Source organism: Methylobacterium durans (genome assembly GCF_003173715.1).
In the GTDB taxonomy this organism is placed as follows: Bacteria; Pseudomonadota; Alphaproteobacteria; order Rhizobiales; family Beijerinckiaceae; genus Methylobacterium; species Methylobacterium durans.
The window spans coordinates 5,698,314-5,712,500 of sequence record NZ_CP029550.1; the positions used below are offsets into that span (position 1 = coordinate 5,698,314).

9 protein-coding genes and 2 pseudogenes (1 of these 11 cut by a window edge) are annotated in these 14,187 nt (G+C 72.3%); 6 read left to right on the forward strand and 5 right to left on the reverse strand.

The features are described from left to right. The first annotated feature begins 22 nt into the window (after nucleotides 1-22). Nucleotides 23-1,041, forward strand: a pseudogene (locus DK389_RS26530) (zinc-dependent alcohol dehydrogenase family protein). An 18-nt stretch (nucleotides 1,042-1,059) separates the two neighbouring features. Here DK389_RS26530 and DK389_RS26535 read toward each other — a convergent pair. Genes DK389_RS26535 through DK389_RS26545 form a run of 3 tightly spaced genes read right to left on the reverse strand, consistent with a single transcriptional unit; the run spans nucleotide 1,060 to nucleotide 4,860 of the window. Next, nucleotides 1,060-3,288, reverse strand: a complete 2,229-nt coding sequence (locus DK389_RS26535; protein WP_109894207.1) for a xanthine dehydrogenase family protein molybdopterin-binding subunit — start codon at nucleotides 3,286-3,288, stop codon at nucleotides 1,060-1,062. Continuing rightward, nucleotides 3,281-4,372, reverse strand: a complete 1,092-nt coding sequence (locus tag DK389_RS26540; RefSeq protein WP_109894209.1) for an FAD binding domain-containing protein — start codon at nucleotides 4,370-4,372, stop codon at nucleotides 3,281-3,283. The genes DK389_RS26535 and DK389_RS26540 overlap by 8 nt, the downstream gene beginning before the upstream one ends. Further along, nucleotides 4,369-4,860, reverse strand: a complete 492-nt coding sequence (locus tag DK389_RS26545; protein ID WP_109894211.1) for a (2Fe-2S)-binding protein — start codon at nucleotides 4,858-4,860, stop codon at nucleotides 4,369-4,371. The genes DK389_RS26540 and DK389_RS26545 overlap by 4 nt, the downstream gene beginning before the upstream one ends. Before the next feature lie 266 nt (nucleotides 4,861-5,126). Here DK389_RS26545 and DK389_RS26550 point away from each other — a divergent pair, with 266 nt between their 5' ends. The 4 genes from DK389_RS26550 (at nucleotide 5,127) to DK389_RS26565 (ending at nucleotide 11,336) form a co-directional block, all read left to right on the forward strand. Beyond that, entirely contained in the window at nucleotides 5,127-6,314 is a 1,188-nt protein-coding gene (locus DK389_RS26550; protein WP_109894213.1) for a sensor histidine kinase, read from the forward strand. 174 nt (nucleotides 6,315-6,488) lie between these two features. Further along, nucleotides 6,489-7,601 (forward strand): efflux RND transporter periplasmic adaptor subunit, encoded by a 1,113-nt coding sequence (locus DK389_RS26555; protein ID WP_109894216.1) that lies wholly within the window; start codon nucleotides 6,489-6,491, stop codon nucleotides 7,599-7,601. Between the two features lies 1 nt (nucleotide 7,602). Further along, on the forward strand, nucleotides 7,603-10,764 hold the full coding sequence (locus DK389_RS26560) for an efflux RND transporter permease subunit (protein WP_109894218.1): 3,162 nt from the start codon (nucleotides 7,603-7,605) through the stop codon (nucleotides 10,762-10,764). A 98-nt stretch (nucleotides 10,765-10,862) separates the two neighbouring features. After that, complete coding sequence (locus tag DK389_RS26565; RefSeq protein ID WP_109894220.1) at nucleotides 10,863-11,336, forward strand: hypothetical protein; 474 nt, start codon at nucleotides 10,863-10,865, stop codon at nucleotides 11,334-11,336. 296 nt (nucleotides 11,337-11,632) lie between these two features. On the opposite strand, the gene DK389_RS32970 is transcribed toward DK389_RS26565, so the two are convergent. After that, nucleotides 11,633-11,797: a hypothetical protein gene (locus tag DK389_RS32970; RefSeq protein ID WP_162560879.1), complete on the reverse strand. Its 165-nt coding sequence runs from the start codon at nucleotides 11,795-11,797 to the stop codon at nucleotides 11,633-11,635. A gap of 348 nt (nucleotides 11,798-12,145) precedes the next feature. On the opposite strand from DK389_RS32970, the gene DK389_RS26570 reads away from it, so the two are divergent. Next, nucleotides 12,146-12,565: a group III truncated hemoglobin gene (locus DK389_RS26570; RefSeq protein WP_418291977.1), complete on the forward strand. Its 420-nt coding sequence runs from the start codon at nucleotides 12,146-12,148 to the stop codon at nucleotides 12,563-12,565. 10 nt (nucleotides 12,566-12,575) lie between these two features. Here DK389_RS26570 and DK389_RS26575 read toward each other — a convergent pair. Next, nucleotides 12,576-14,187 (reverse strand): annotated as a pseudogene (locus tag DK389_RS26575) (DEAD/DEAH box helicase) (it continues 25 nt past the right edge of the window).

A 14,187-nucleotide genomic window follows, 5' to 3' on the forward strand; every position in this document is an offset into this window, starting at 1 on the left:
CAGGAAGTCAGGAGAGGATTCGATGAGCAGCACGATGTCCCGCGCCGTCGTCGTCGGCCCGGGGGGCGGCTTCGACAAGGTCGCCCCCGGCGAGCGGCCCGTGCCCGCGCCCGGCCCCGGCGAGATCACCGTCCGGCTGCGGGCGAGTTCCCTCAACTACCACGACTACGCCGTGGTCAGCGGCGCCTGGGGCCCGAGCGAGCCGCGCGTGCCCCTGTCGGACGGGGCGGGGGAGGTCGAGGCCCTGGGCGCGGGCGTGACCGCCTTCGCGGTGGGCGATTCCGTCGTCAGCACCTTCTTCCCGACCTGGCTCGACGGCGTGCCGCAGGTCGAGGGCTTCGCCACCGTCCCGGGCGACGGGGTGGACGGCTACGCCCGCGACCGGGTGACGGCGCCGGCCACGGCCTTCACGCGCGCCCCACGCGGCTGGGACCACGCCGAGGCCGCGACCCTGACAACGGCGGGGCTGACCGCGTGGCGCGCGCTGCACGCCGATGCCGGCCTCAAGGCCGGCGACGTCGTGCTCGTGCAGGGCAGCGGGGGCGTGTCGATCTTCGCGCTGCAATTCGCCAAGATGGCCGGGGCCACGGTGATCGCCACCTCGTCGAGCGAGCCGAAGCTCGAGCGCCTGCGCGCCCTCGGGGCCGACCACGTCATCAACTACCGGGCGGACCCGGCCTGGGGGCGAGCGCGCGGCGCTGGACCGGCGGGCACGGCGTCGACCACGTCATCGATGTCGGCGGCCCAGCGACGCTGGAGCAGTCGATGGAGGCGGTGCGGGTCGCCGGCCACGTATCGGTCATCGGCATCCTGTCCGGCGTCGCCGGGCCGCTGCCGCTGGTGCCCGCCCTCGTGCGGCAGATCCGCCTGCAGGGCGTCCTCGTCGGCAGCCGTCGCCAGCAGATCGCGATGATCCGGGCGATCGACGCGACAGGCCTCCGCCCGGTCGTCGACAGCCGCTACCCGTTGGACAACCTCGTCGACGCGTTCCGCCACCAGGAGAGCAACCGGCACTTCGGCAAGATCTGCATCGAGATCTGAGCCGGCCGAGGCGTCAGCTCAGCCCAGCAGTTTGTCGAGGGTGATCGGGATGTCGCGCACCCGCACCCCCGTCGCGTGCCAGACGGCGTTGGCGATGGCGCCGGCCGTGCCGGTGATGCCGATCTCGCCGACGCCCTTGATGCCGAGCGGGTTCACGTGCGGATCCGCCTCCTCCACCAGGATCGCCTCCATCGCGGGGATGTCGGCGTTCACGGGCAGGTGGTACTCGGCGAGGTTGTTGTTGAGGAAGCGGCCCGTGCGGGCATCCATCGCCGCGTGCTCGTGGAGCGCGAAGGAGACGCCCCAGATCATGCCGCCGTAATACTGGCTGCGCACGAGGCGCGGGTTGACGATGCGGCCCGCCGCGAAGGCGCCGACGAGGCGCGAGACGCGGATCTGGCCGAGATCGGGATCGACCAGGACCTCGGCGAAGACGGCGCCGTGGGCGTGCATGGCGTAGGCCTTCTTGGCGGCGGGGTCGGCGGCGCCCGTGCCCCTGGCCTCGACGCTGTCGCGCCCGGCGCGGGCGAGGATCTCCGAGAAGCTCTCGGAGCGTGCGGGATCGTCCCGGCGGGCGAGGCGCCCGCCCTCGGCGGCGACGCCCGCGTTGCCGGCCCCGTAGAGCGGGGAGGCGGGATCGTTCACCGCGAGCTCGGCGAGCGCCGCGATCACGGCCTGCCCCGCATTGTGGAGCGCCATGCCGGCCGTGGCGGTGCCGGTCGAGCCGCCCGCGAGCCCGCCATTCGGCAGGCGGTTGTGGCCGATGCTCAGGGTCACGGATTCGAGCGGCAGCCCGAGCCCGTCGGCGGCGATCTGAGCGAGGCTCGTCCAGGCGCCCTGTCCCATGTCGTGCTGGGCCGTCTCGACGAGCGCGGTGCCGTCGGCCCGCACCACGGCGCGGGCCTCGGCCTGGAACATCGAAGCCGGGTAGGTGGCCGTGCCCATGCCCCAGCCGACGAGGAGCCCGTCGGCGTCGCGCATCTGGCGCGGGGCCGTCGGCCGCGAGGCCCAGCCGAAGCGCTCGGCCCCTTGCGCGTAGCAATCCCGCAGGGCCTTCGACGAGAAGGGCTTCTTCGAGACCGGCTCGACCTCCGCGTAATTTCTCAGCCGCAGCTCCAGAGGGTCGAGGTTCAGCTCGGCGGCGAGTTCGTCCAGCGCGCTCTCGATGGCGACGCTGCCCGACGCCTCGCCCGGCGCCCGCATGAAGATCGGCGTCGCGATGTCGACCCGCACCGCCTCGTGGGTCGAGGCGAGGGCCGGGGAGGCGTAGAGATTGCGCGAGATGATGCCGGACGGCTCGATGAAATCGTCGTAGCGGCTCGTCTGCGTCAGGGTGTGGTGGTCGAAGGCCGTGAGCGTGCCGTCCGCACCCGCCCCGAGCTTCAGGGTCTGGCGGGTCGCGGCGCGATGGCCGACGGGGCCGAACATCTGCTCGCGCCGCGTCACGAGCTTCACCGGCCGCCCGACGAGGCGGGCTGCCAGGATCGCGAGGATCTGCGGGGAGGTCACCATCCCCTTCGAGCCGAAGCCGCCGCCGAGATAGTGGGAGACGATGTGGATGTTGCCGGGCGGGATGCCGAACAGGCCGGCGATCCGCGCCGTGGCCAGCGCGAGGGCCTGCGAGGGCGTGTAGAGGGTGAGGTGGTCGCCTTCCCAGGACGCGACGGCGGCGTGGGGCTCCAGCGCGTTGTGGTACTGCGCTGCGGTCTCGTAGGTGGCCTCGATGCAGGTTTGGGCGGCCCCGAGCCCCGCGGCGACGTCGCCGTAGCCGGCCCGCGCCGGGGCGCCGGGCCCCACCGCCTCCGGCACGACGGGCTCGCCGTCGAGTCCGACCCGCACGGCCTCCGTCGCGTAGCGGGGGGCGAGGAGGCGCGCGCCCTCGGTCGCCGCCTCCAGCGTCTCGGCGATCACCACCGCGATCGGCTGGTTGGCGTAGCGGACGGCCTCGTCCTGCAGCAGGTCCAGCTTGAAGCCGAAAGGGCCGTCCTTGGCATCGGGCGAGCGGGCGAGCTTCGGCACGTTCTCCGGCGTCATCACCCGCACGACGCCCGGATGCGCCTCGGCTGCGGCGACGTCGAGGCCGGTGACGCGCCCGCGGGCGATGCCGCTCACCGCCATCACGGCATGGAGGAGCCCGTCGAGGCGGAAATCGGCGGCGTAGCGGGCGGCACCCGTCACCTTGTCAGGCCCGTCGAGGCGGGCGAGGTCGGCGCCGATGGCGGCCCCGTGGCGGACGCGCTCAGGCATGGGCGGTGGCTCCGGCTTGGGCGGCGATGTCTTGGCGGGCGGCGCGAGGATGCGCGAAGGGGCTCGCGGGCAGGGCCGGCACCCGCTCCGGGGTGCCAGCGAGCGCGAGACGCAGCGCGCGGGCGACGACCCGGCGGGCGAGCTCGATCTTGAAGGCGTTGGCCTCGCCGGAGGGGCGGGCGCCGTCGAGGGCCGCCTCGGCCGCCTCGCGGAAGGCCGCCGCGTCGGGTTCCCGGCCGGCGAGCAGGCGCTCCGCGCCGTTCGCCCGCCAGGGCTTCAGGGCGAGCCCGCCGAGCGCGATCCGGGCCTCGCCGATCCGCCCGCCGTCGAGGCGCAGCATCGCGGCGGCCGAGACCAGGGCGAAGGCGTAGGAGGTGCGGTCGCGGACCTTGAGATAGCGGGCATGGGCCGCGAAATCCGCGGCCGCCGGCGGCAGCCGCACCGCGACGATCAGCGCGCCGGGTTCCAGCACCGTGTCGCGCTCCGGCGCATCGCCGGGCAGGCGGTGGAAGTCCGTGAGCGGTACGCTGCGGGCGCCCTGCGGGCCCTCGATCTCGACCGCGGCGTCGAGCGCGGCCAGCGGCACGCAGAGGTCGGACGGCTGGACCGCGATGCAGGTTTCGGTGAAGCCCAGGACCGCGTGGAGCCGCGTCTCGCCGCCGATCGCGGCGCAGCCGGCGCCGGCCTCGCGCTTGTTGCAGGCGCTGGCGGGGTCGTAGAAATACGGGCAGCGGGTCCGCTGCATCAGGTTGCCGCCGGTCGTCGCCGCGTTGCGCAATTGCGCCGAGGCCCCCGAGAGGAGCGCCTCCGCCACGGCGGGGTAGCGGGCGGCGAAGCCCGGATCGTGGGCGAGGTCGCTGTTGCGCACCAGGGCACCGATTCGGGTGCTGCCGTCGGACAGGGTCTCGATCGCCGACAGGCCCGGGATCCGGGTGACGTCGACGAGGATTCTGGGCGTGGCGAGGCCGCCCTTCATCAGGTCGAGGAGGTTGGTGCCGGCTGCGAGGTAGGCCGCCCCCGGCGCGGCTCCCGCCGCCAGAGCCTCGGCGACGCTGCCGGCGCGGACGTAATCGAACCGGTTCACGCCGCGTCCTCCCGCTCCGCCATCGCCGCTTGCGCTGCCAGAACGGCCTCCGTGATGCCCTGGTAGGCGCCGCAGCGGCAGATGTTCCCGCTCAACGCCTCGCGGACCCGTTCGTGATCGCTCCCGGCCCATCCCTCGCGGATCAGGCCGACCGCGCTCATAATCTGGCCCGGCGTGCAGAAGCCGCACTGGAACCCGTCGTGGTTGAGGAAGGCGATCTGGACCGGGTGGAGTTCGCCCCCCTGCGCCAGCCCCTCGATCGTGACGATCTCGGCGCCGTCGAGGCTGACGGCCAGCGCCAGGCAGGCATTCACCCGGCGCCCGTCGACCAGCACCGTGCAGGCGCCGCACTGGCCGCGGTCGCAGCCCTTCTTCGTGCCGGTGAGGTCGAGGCGCTCGCGCAGGAGGTCGAGCAGGGTGACGCGGAGATCGTCGAGATCGATCGCGCGCGCCGAGCCGTTCACGGTCAGCGTGATGGACATGCTCATGCGGATTCCGGGGCTCCGTCGCTTCGGATCGGATGCAGGGGGCCTGCCGGGAGAGGGAGCGGGCAGGGGACTTGCTTGTCTGGAACGGTTTCAAGTAGCTCGCCGTGCCCGGGCGACCACCGGGCCGGTGATCACGGGTCTGTGAAGTGACGGACCCCCGCGAGGCCCGAACAGGGGGCGGACGGCTCCGCTGCCCTCATCCTGCCGCGCCGGTCGCGCAAGGCCGCACGGAACGCCCGCGACCTGCTCGACACGATCCGTTCCCGATGTCCCATCTTCCGCCTGCGACCGAGACCGCCCCCGCGACGCCCGCCGACGGCGACTGCTCGGATCCGGCGATCCGCCTGCACCAGCAGGCCATCCTCTCCGAATTCGGGGTCGAGGCCCTGCGCGGCGACGACGTCGACCGGCTGCTGCAGCGGGCTGCCGAGCTCTGCGCGGAGGGGATGGGCGCCGAGTTCTGCAAGGCCCTGGAATACCTGCGGGGCGAGGACATGCTGCTGGTGCGTGCCGGTATCGGCTGGGGGCCGGATGTGATCGGCACGGCCCGCATCGGAGCCGACCTCGCCTCGCCTGCGGGCTTCGCCCTGAAGACGGGCCGGCCCGTCATCTCCAACCACCTCGAGAACGAGACCCGCTTCCGCACCCCCCAACTCATGGCCGAGCACGGCATCCGCCGGGCGATCAATGTGATCATCGCGAACCGGGACGGCGCCTTCGGCGTGCTGGAGGTGGACGACAGCCGCGAAGGCATGTTCGAGGAGGCCGACATCGCCTTCATGCAGGGCTTCGCAAACCTGCTCGGCGGCGCCATCGAGCGCCTGCGCACGGAAGGCCTCCTCAAGGAGGCGCTGGCCCGGCAGGATCTGCTGGCCCGGGAGATGAGCCACCGGGTCAAGAACAGCCTCACCATCGTGGCGAGCCTGCTCGCCCTCCAGGCCAAGGGCTCGGAGAGCGAGGACGTGCGCCGCGCCCTCAACGACGCGCGCACCCGCGTCGAGGCGATCGCGGGGGTTCACGACCAGCTCTGGCGCCATTCCGAGTCCGGCGAGGTGGATCTCGCGCTCTTCCTCGAGACGCTCTGCGCGAAACTCCAGAGCGGGGCGCCCGGGCACCGCCTCGCCTGCCGGGCCGATCCGGTCCACGTGCACGCCGACCGGGCAATCCCCTTCGGCCTCCTCGTCAACGAACTCGTCACCAACGCCATCAAGTACGCCTACCCGGAGCAGGGCGGCGAGATCCGGATCCGGGCCGAGCGTGCGGGCGACCGCCTCGTCCTCGCCGTATCCGACGACGGGATCGGCCTGCCGGAGGATTTCGACATCGGCCGGGCCTCACGCAGCCTCGGCATGCGCGTCGTCGCGAATCTCGTCCGCCAGCTCGGCGGCACCATCGCGACGCCGCGGAGCGGGCAGGGGGCGCATTTCCACATCGACATGCCGCTGGCGGGGTAGCCCCGCCTCGCCTGCTCGTTGTCGAATTCTCACGCCCGCAGCTTATGATAGGGGAAAGCAGGGGCGGACGAGCGCCCCAGAACCGAATTCCGGGTAGATTCGGCAAAAAAATCCGGGCAGAACCGGAAGATCGCGACGGCAGCGTCGCGGCGGAGCGGGGCAGGGGAGGCGACTTTGGGAGAGCGACGGCGGCGCCCCACCCTGCTCATCGGGTTCGTCCTCGTCGGCGGCGCGCTCGGCGCCCTCGCCCTCTCGGAGGGCGCTGCCCCCTACGCCGCGCAGATGCGCGAGCGGACCGAGCCCCTCCTCGCCCTGTGGCGCGCCCACGTGGCGCCCACCCCTCCCGAGCGCCCTCACCTGCCCGCCACCCGCACCGCGATCGAAGACGGCCGCACGGTGGTGCGGATCAAGCCCGAGGAGCGGGCCCGCCTCGGCCTCGAGACCGCCCGCGTCGCGGCGCAGCCCCACCGCCAGGAACTGCAGGCCTACGGCAGCGTCCTCGACCTCGCCCGGGTAACGGAACTCACCAATTCCTACGCCACGGCGAGGGCCCAACTCCAGACCGCGCAGGCCAAGGTGGACGTCTCCCGCAGCGCCTTCCGGCGGGCGAAGAACCTCGGCCAGTACGCGACCCCGGTGCAGGTCGAGACCACGAGCGGCACGCTCCAGACCGACGAGGCCGCCCTGATGGCGGCAGAATCGCAGCTGCGCACGCTCGCCGCCACCGCCCAGCAGGAATGGGGGCCCGTCATCGGCAAGGCCATCGTCGAGCGCGCGCCCCTCGTCACCCGCCTGATCGAGCGGGAGGACTTCCTGATGCAGGTCACCCTGCCGCCGGGCGAGACCCTGAAGGGGATGCCCGGCGCCGCCTTCGCGGAGGTGCCGCCGCAATCGAGCCGGGTCGCCCTGCGCTTCGTCTCGCCCGCGACGCGGACCGACCAGCGTGTCCAGGGCCAGAGCTTCTACTTCATCGTGGCCGGTGACAGCGGTCTCCTGCCCGGTATGAGCACGCTCGCCTTTGTGCCCGCCGAGCGCACGGTGACGGGCGTGCTCGTGCCGGAGGACGCGGTCGTGCACTGGCAGGGCGGCACCTGGGTCTATCGCGGCCTCGACGAGAACGCCTTCGTGCGCCACCCGATCAAGTCCGACCCGCCGATGTCGGACGATGCCTACGTCGTCGAGGACCTGAGCGGCGAGACCGAGATCGTCCTGCGCGGTGGCCAGGCGCTCCTCTCCGAGGAGATGAAGAGCCTGCTGCAGGTCTCCGGCGGCGTGGACGACGACTGAGGTGGGCCCGCTTCTCTCCGGTCCCCAGGCGGCGCTCGTCGCCTTCGCCGTGCGCTTCCGCGGGGTCGTGCTGGCGCTGGCGCTGGCCATCCTCGGCTTCGGCGCGCTGAGCCTCGGGGATGCCAAGTACGACGTCTTCCCCGAATTCGCGCCGCCCTCGGTGGTGATCCAGACCGAGGCGCCGGGCCTCAACCCCGAGCAGGTCGAGGTGCTGGTGACCCAGCCGATCGAGGTCTCGGTCAACGGCCTGCCGGGCATCGAGGCCCTGCGCTCCTCCTCGATTCAGGGGCTCTCCGTCATCACCGTCACGTTCGGGCGCGGGAGCGACATCTACCGGGTGCGCCAACTCGTCTCGGAGCGCCTCGCGGCGCTCGCGGGGCGCCTGCCGCAGGGCGTGATGCCGCCCGCCATGACGGCCCTCACCTCGTCCACCAGCACGGTGCTCCTCGTCGGGCTGACCTCGGAGCGGCGCAACGGCCTCGACCTGCGCACCATCGCCGACTGGACCGTGCGGCTGCGGCTCCTCGCGGTGCCCGGCATCGCCCAGGTCTCGGTCTACGGCGGCGGCGTGCGCGCACTCCAGGTGCAGGTCCGCCCGAACGACCTGATCCGCTTCCGGATCGGCATCAACGACGTGCTGGCGGCCGCCCGCAAGGCGACCGGCGTGCGGGGCGCCGGCTTCGTGGACACGGCCAACCAGCGCATCGCGCTCCAGACCGAGGGGCAGTCCCTCACCCCGGAGGAGGTCGCCCGGACCGTCCTCGTCAACGAGGGCGGGGCGAGCGTGGTGCTCGGCGACGTGGCGAACGTCGTGGCCGCGCCCGAGCCGCCGATCAGCGCCGCGCTGATCGACGGCAAGCCCGGCGTGCTCCTGATGGTCGGCGCGCAGTACGGTGCCAACACCCGCGAGGTCACGGCCCGGGTCGAGGCGGCCCTCGACGACCTGGCGCCGGCCCTCGCGCGCGAGGGCGTCGAGCTCCGGCCCGACCTGTTCCGGCCGGCGAACTTCATCGCGGTCGCCAACGCCAACGTCCTGCAGGCGCTCGCGATCGGCGGCCTCCTCGTCATCGTGGTCCTGTTCGTCTTCCTCTACGACTGGCGCACCAGCGTGATCAGCGGGCTCGCCATCCCGCTCTCGCTGATGGTCGCGGTACTGGCGCTCGGGGCCTTGGGCGAGAGCCTCAACACGATGACGCTCGGCGGGCTTGCCATCGCCATCGGCGAGGTGGTCGACGACGCGGTGATCGGCGTCGAGAACGTGGTCCGGCGCCTGCGCGAGAACCGGCGCCTCGGCGTCCCGAGGCCCGAGGGGAGGGTGGTCCTCGACGCGATCCTGGAGGTGCGCACGGCGGTGGCCTACGCGACCTTCGCGGTGCTCCTCGTCTTCCTGCCGGTGCTCGCGCTCTCCGGCGTCGCGGGGCGCCTGTTCGGTCCCTTGAGCCTCGCCTACATCCTGGCGGTGGTCGCCTCGCTCGGCGTCGCCCTCACGGTGACGCCGGCGCTCGCCACGCTGCTCCTGACGGGACGGCGCGACGCCGACACCCGCGACCCGCCGGCCATGCGCTGGTCGCGGGCGGCCTACGCCGCCCTCCTCGCGCGCATCAACCGGCATCCTCGCCTCGTCGTCGCGACGGGCCTCGTGCTGACGCTCCTCGGCGCCGGCATCGCCCCCTTCTTCGGCGGCACCTTCCTGCCGGACCTCAAGGAGGGCCACCTCATCCTGCACATGGCGGCGGCGCCCGGCACCTCGCTGCAGGAATCGCAGCGCCTCGGCGTCCAGATCACGGGGGAGCTCCGGGCGATTCCCGGCATCCGGGCCGTCGCCTCGCAGATCGGGCGCGCCGAGGCCGGGCAGGACACGGCGGGCACGCATTACAGCGAGATCCACATCGACCTCGACGCCGGCCTCGACGGGGCCGGGCAGAAGGGCGTCGAGACGCGCATCCGCGCCCTGATGGCGGGGTTCCCCGGCGCCGCCTTCTCCCTCAAGACCTTCCTGACCGAGCGCATCGAGGAGACGGTCTCAGGGTTCACCGCCCCCGTCGTCGTCAACGTGATCGGCAACGACCTCGACCGGATCGAGGCCGCCGCCCGCGAGGTCGCCAGGGAACTCGCCGAGGTGCGGGGCGCGAGCGACATCCAGCAGGCCTCGCCTGCCGGTCTGCCGCAGATCAACGTGTCCCTACGCCCGAACGACCTGCGCCACTGGGGCCTCGACGCAATCGAGGTATTGGAGGCGGTGCGCACCGCCTATCAGGGCGACATCGTCGGCCAATCCTACGAGGGCAACGCCGTCTTCAACGTCATCGTCATCCTCGATGCCGGGGTGAGGGCGCGCCTCACCGCCGTCGGCGACATGCCCCTGCGGACGCCCGGCGGCAGCTACATCCGCCTGTCTCAGGTCGCCGACATCTACGAGACCTCCGGCCGCTACCAGGTGCAGCACCAGGGCGCGCAGCGCGTCCAGGCGGTGACGGCGAACGTGGTCGGGCGCGACATCGCCTCCTTCGTCGCCGCCGCCCAGCGCAAGATCGCCCGCGAGGTGCGCCTGCCCCAGGGCGTCTACGTCTCCTTCACGGGATCGGCCGAGGCGCAGGCGCGGGCGCGGCGGGACCTCCTCACCTATTCGGGGCTCGCCGGCCTCGGCATCGTGCTGCTGCTGGCCGTGATCACGGGCTCGCTGCGCAATCTCGTCCTCGTCCTCGTGAACCTGCCCTTCGCCTTCGTCGGCGGGGTGTTCGCGGTGGCGCTCACCGGCAGCGTGCTGTCCTTGGGCTCGATCGTCGGCTTCGTGACCCTGTTCGGCATCTCCTTGCGCAACACCATCATGATGGTCTCGCACTACGAGCATCTGGTGTGCATCGAGGGCCGCAGCTGGGACGGCGCGACCGCCATCGAGGGCGCGGCCGACCGGCTGGTGCCGATCCTGATGACCTCCCTCGTCACCGGCCTCGGCCTGCTGCCGCTGGCGCTCGGCGCCGGCGAGCCCGGCCGCGAGATCGAGGGCCCGATGGCGATCGTGATCCTCGGCGGCCTCGTGACCTCGACGCTCCTCAACCTCCTGATCCTGCCGACGCTCGCGCTCCGCTACGGCCGCTTCCAGGCCGACGAGGGCAGGGGGCTCGGGGAGAAGCTCGGGGAGGGGGCCCGCGCGGCGGAGTGACGGGCGCCCTCGCCCGCTTGCAGAGGAGCCTCCGGCCGGCGGATACAGGGTAAAGGGTCGGCCGGGAGCGGCCGCCCGCTCCCGCGAACGAGACCCGCATGCGCCTCGCGACCCGAATCCTGCTCGCCGCCCTCCTCGGAACGGTCGCCGGCCGCCCTGCCTGGGCCGAACCGGCCCCGGCCCCCGCCGCGCCCCAGCCGCCGGCCGGACCGCAGGCCACGGCACCGCAGGCTCCCCCGGTCCTGCCCCTGATGCGGGTCGTGCCGAAGGGCGAGGCGCGCAGCATCGGCTTCTTCGCCGCGCTCTTCCCGGATTGCAGCTCGCAGGGGCCGATCGTGGTGCGACTGCTGGCTCCGCCGAAACACGGCACGGTGAGCTTCTCGGAGGCCGATTCCTTCCCGCGCTACGCCGCCGGCTCGCCGCTCGCCGCCTGCAACGCCAAGCGCGTGCCGGGCCTGAAGATGGTCTACGAGTCGGAGGAGGGGTTCGAGGGCCTCGACACGTACCGGATCTTCCTCATCAACCCGGACGGGACGGGCTTCGAATCCGAGGTGAAGGTTTCGGTGCGCTGAGCGGGAACGGGGCCGGGACGGCTCCGGCAGCCCGTCGATGTCGTTCGCATAAGATATATTATGGAACCTGAGACCGTGGAAAGGTCGGCTCTGCGGCCTGCTCGCCACACTGCGGTTTCCTGAGCCGGATGCTGGCGGGGCAAGGCTTCGTGCCGGGCGGTTCGCGAACGGGCGAGGGGGCATCACCGCCCTGCCCCGGCCCGGGTCGGGGCCGTCGAGCTGCGGCACGGAATCTGAGGAAGGACCGCCCGCGGGCGGTCCTTCCGGCTCAGGATCGACCCGTCAGGGCCGCCCGGTCACTCCTTGTCGCCGCGGTGGACACCCTTGTCGCGGTTCTCCTTCAGGCGGCCGTCATCCGAATGTTGGACGCTGCCCTGATGTGCATTTCCGGTATTTTTTCCGCGGTTGTCGGAGTTATTGTTCGTGTTGCGGTCGTTGTTCTGCTGATGATTATTTGCCATTACGCATCTCCATTTTGCAGAACGACGCTGTCACGTCGCTGATCGAATAACAAATTCTGCTTCGATGTGTTCCGATGCTGAATGGGGCGAATTTTATAGTCACCTGCGACGCTCCGTCCTCTCGACAGACCGACCGGATGTCGGCGCGGTGTGCGCGGGCCGGCGCGCGATATCAGCCGCCTCAACGGGTTGCGCGGGATTCCGTCCGGGATGCCCGCAAGGAAGCCCGGATCGCGGTTCGAGCGCCCGAGCCTGACCGGTCGAAACGCCGCAGGGCAACGCGGCGGGGAGGGCATGCCGGTCCCCTCCCCGGCTCCGAGATTCTCACCGGCAACGGGACGGCCGCGCGTGACGCATCCGAACGACGAGAGGATCCGCTACCACCACCTCACCGAGGCGAGCCTCGCGGCCTTCCTCGCCGCCTTCTACGCCAAGGTGCGGCGCGACGACCTGATCGGCCCCGTCTTCGCCCAGGCGATCCCCGATGCGGCTTGGCCGGCTCATCTCGCAGTCATCCAGGATTTCTGGTCCTCGGTGCTGCTCAGATCCGGGCGCTACAAGGGCAATCCGTTCGGCAAGCACCTCGCGCTCGGCACCCTGGAACGCGCCCATTTCGCCCGCTGGCTCGGCCTGTTCGAGGAGACGGCGGCCGAGGCGTTCGAGCCCGGGATCGCGGCCGCCCTCGTCGAGCGAGCCCACCGCATCGGGGACAGCCTGAAAGCGGGCCTGTTCTTTCGGCCGGAGGTGGCGACGGGCGAGGGGGCCTGACCCCCTGCCCTCAGGCCGCCATTCCGTCGATCCGCTGGAGATCCGTGAAGCTGCGACCGTCCGAGAAGCGCAGCTCGACGCTCTCGGCGAGCCGGCCGCTGGCGCGAATCCGGATCGCGACGGGACAGGCGGTCTCGTCCATCCTCTGGAGCGCCTCGGCCACCGTGAGCGGCGCGTCGCGCCCGCCGCCGAGGCCCCGCCACCAGCGCACGGCCTTCTCGCGCCCGTAGCCGCTGTCCTCGAGGCAGAGGCGGAACTCGTGCCGGCCGCCATCCGCCCGGTGCAGGCTCAAGCCGAGGCTCTCCGTGCCTCCGGGCGCGGGGCAGGCCCGGACGCTCCGGCCCGCGATCGGGATCCAGGCCGAGACCGCCCGCGACAGGATCGGCCTTTCGTCGTCGGCCACGGCCTCGTGCCTCGGTTCGGGCTCGGTATCCTCCTCGACCCAGCAGGCCTCGCAGGTACTGGCATTGAGGGCGATGAGGGCGCCGCAGCCGGGGCAGGGCTTGGCGCGCACCTCCCCTTCCCGCCCCCGCACCGCGGCGGCCGTGCGGGCGGTGACGATGTCGACCGGCCCATGCATGCGCACGAGGCCGGCATAATCGAGGATCAGGGCGTCATTCTTGCCCGGAGCGAGCCGCAGGGCGCGCCCGACCTGCTGCACGTAGAGGCCGGTGCTCTGCGTCGGCCGCAGCAGAGCCACGAGGTCGACCGCCGGCACATTGAAGCCGGTCGCCAGCACGCCGACCGAGGTGAGGCAGCGGATGCGGCCCTCGCGGAAGGCCCGGACGATGCGGTCGCGCTCGCGCTTGCCCGTCTCGCCGGAGACCGCCTCGCAGGGCAGGCCGTGGGCGCGAATCGCGTCCCGGACGGCGTCCGCGTGCGCGAGGCTGACGCAGAAGGCGAGCCAGGCCCGGCGCCGTTCCCCGTACGTCACCATCTCCTCAACCGCGGCGCGGGTGATCCATTCCTGATTGACGGCTGCGTCGAGGGCGCTCGGGACGTAGTCGCCGCCGCGCTTGGCCACGCCCGAGACGTCGAGCGCGGTGACCATCGCCTTGGAGACGAGGGGGCTGAGATAGCCCCGGTGAATCAGGTCGCCGACATTCGCCTCGTGGACGATGCGCTCGAAGATCCGCCCCTCCCCCTCGTCGAGGCGCCCGGAATCGAGCCGGTAGGGCGTCGCGGTGAGGCCGACCACGCGCAGCTCCGGCCGCTGCGCGCGCAGGCCCGCGAGGAAGCGGCCGTAGCGGGTCTCGGCCGAGCGCGGGATCAAATGCGCCTCGTCGACGACGACGAGGTCGCGCGGGCCGATCGCCTCGACCCGGTTCCAGACCGACTGGATGCCGCAGAACAGGACCGGGGCGCCGGATTCGCGCCGCCCCAGCCCGGCCGAGTCGATACCTGTCGGCGCCTCCGGCCAATGGGCGAGGAGTTCCTGATGGTTCTGGGCGATCAGTTCGCGGCTGTGCGTAACGACGGCGATCCGTGTGGCGGGGGCGCGCGTCAGGGTCTCCCGGACGAGGGTCGCGATGACGAAGGCCTTGCCGGCGCCCGTCGGCAGCACGACGAGCCCGTCCCGCCCTCCCCGCGCCAGTGGGCGTCGAGCGCGTCGAGGCTCGCGC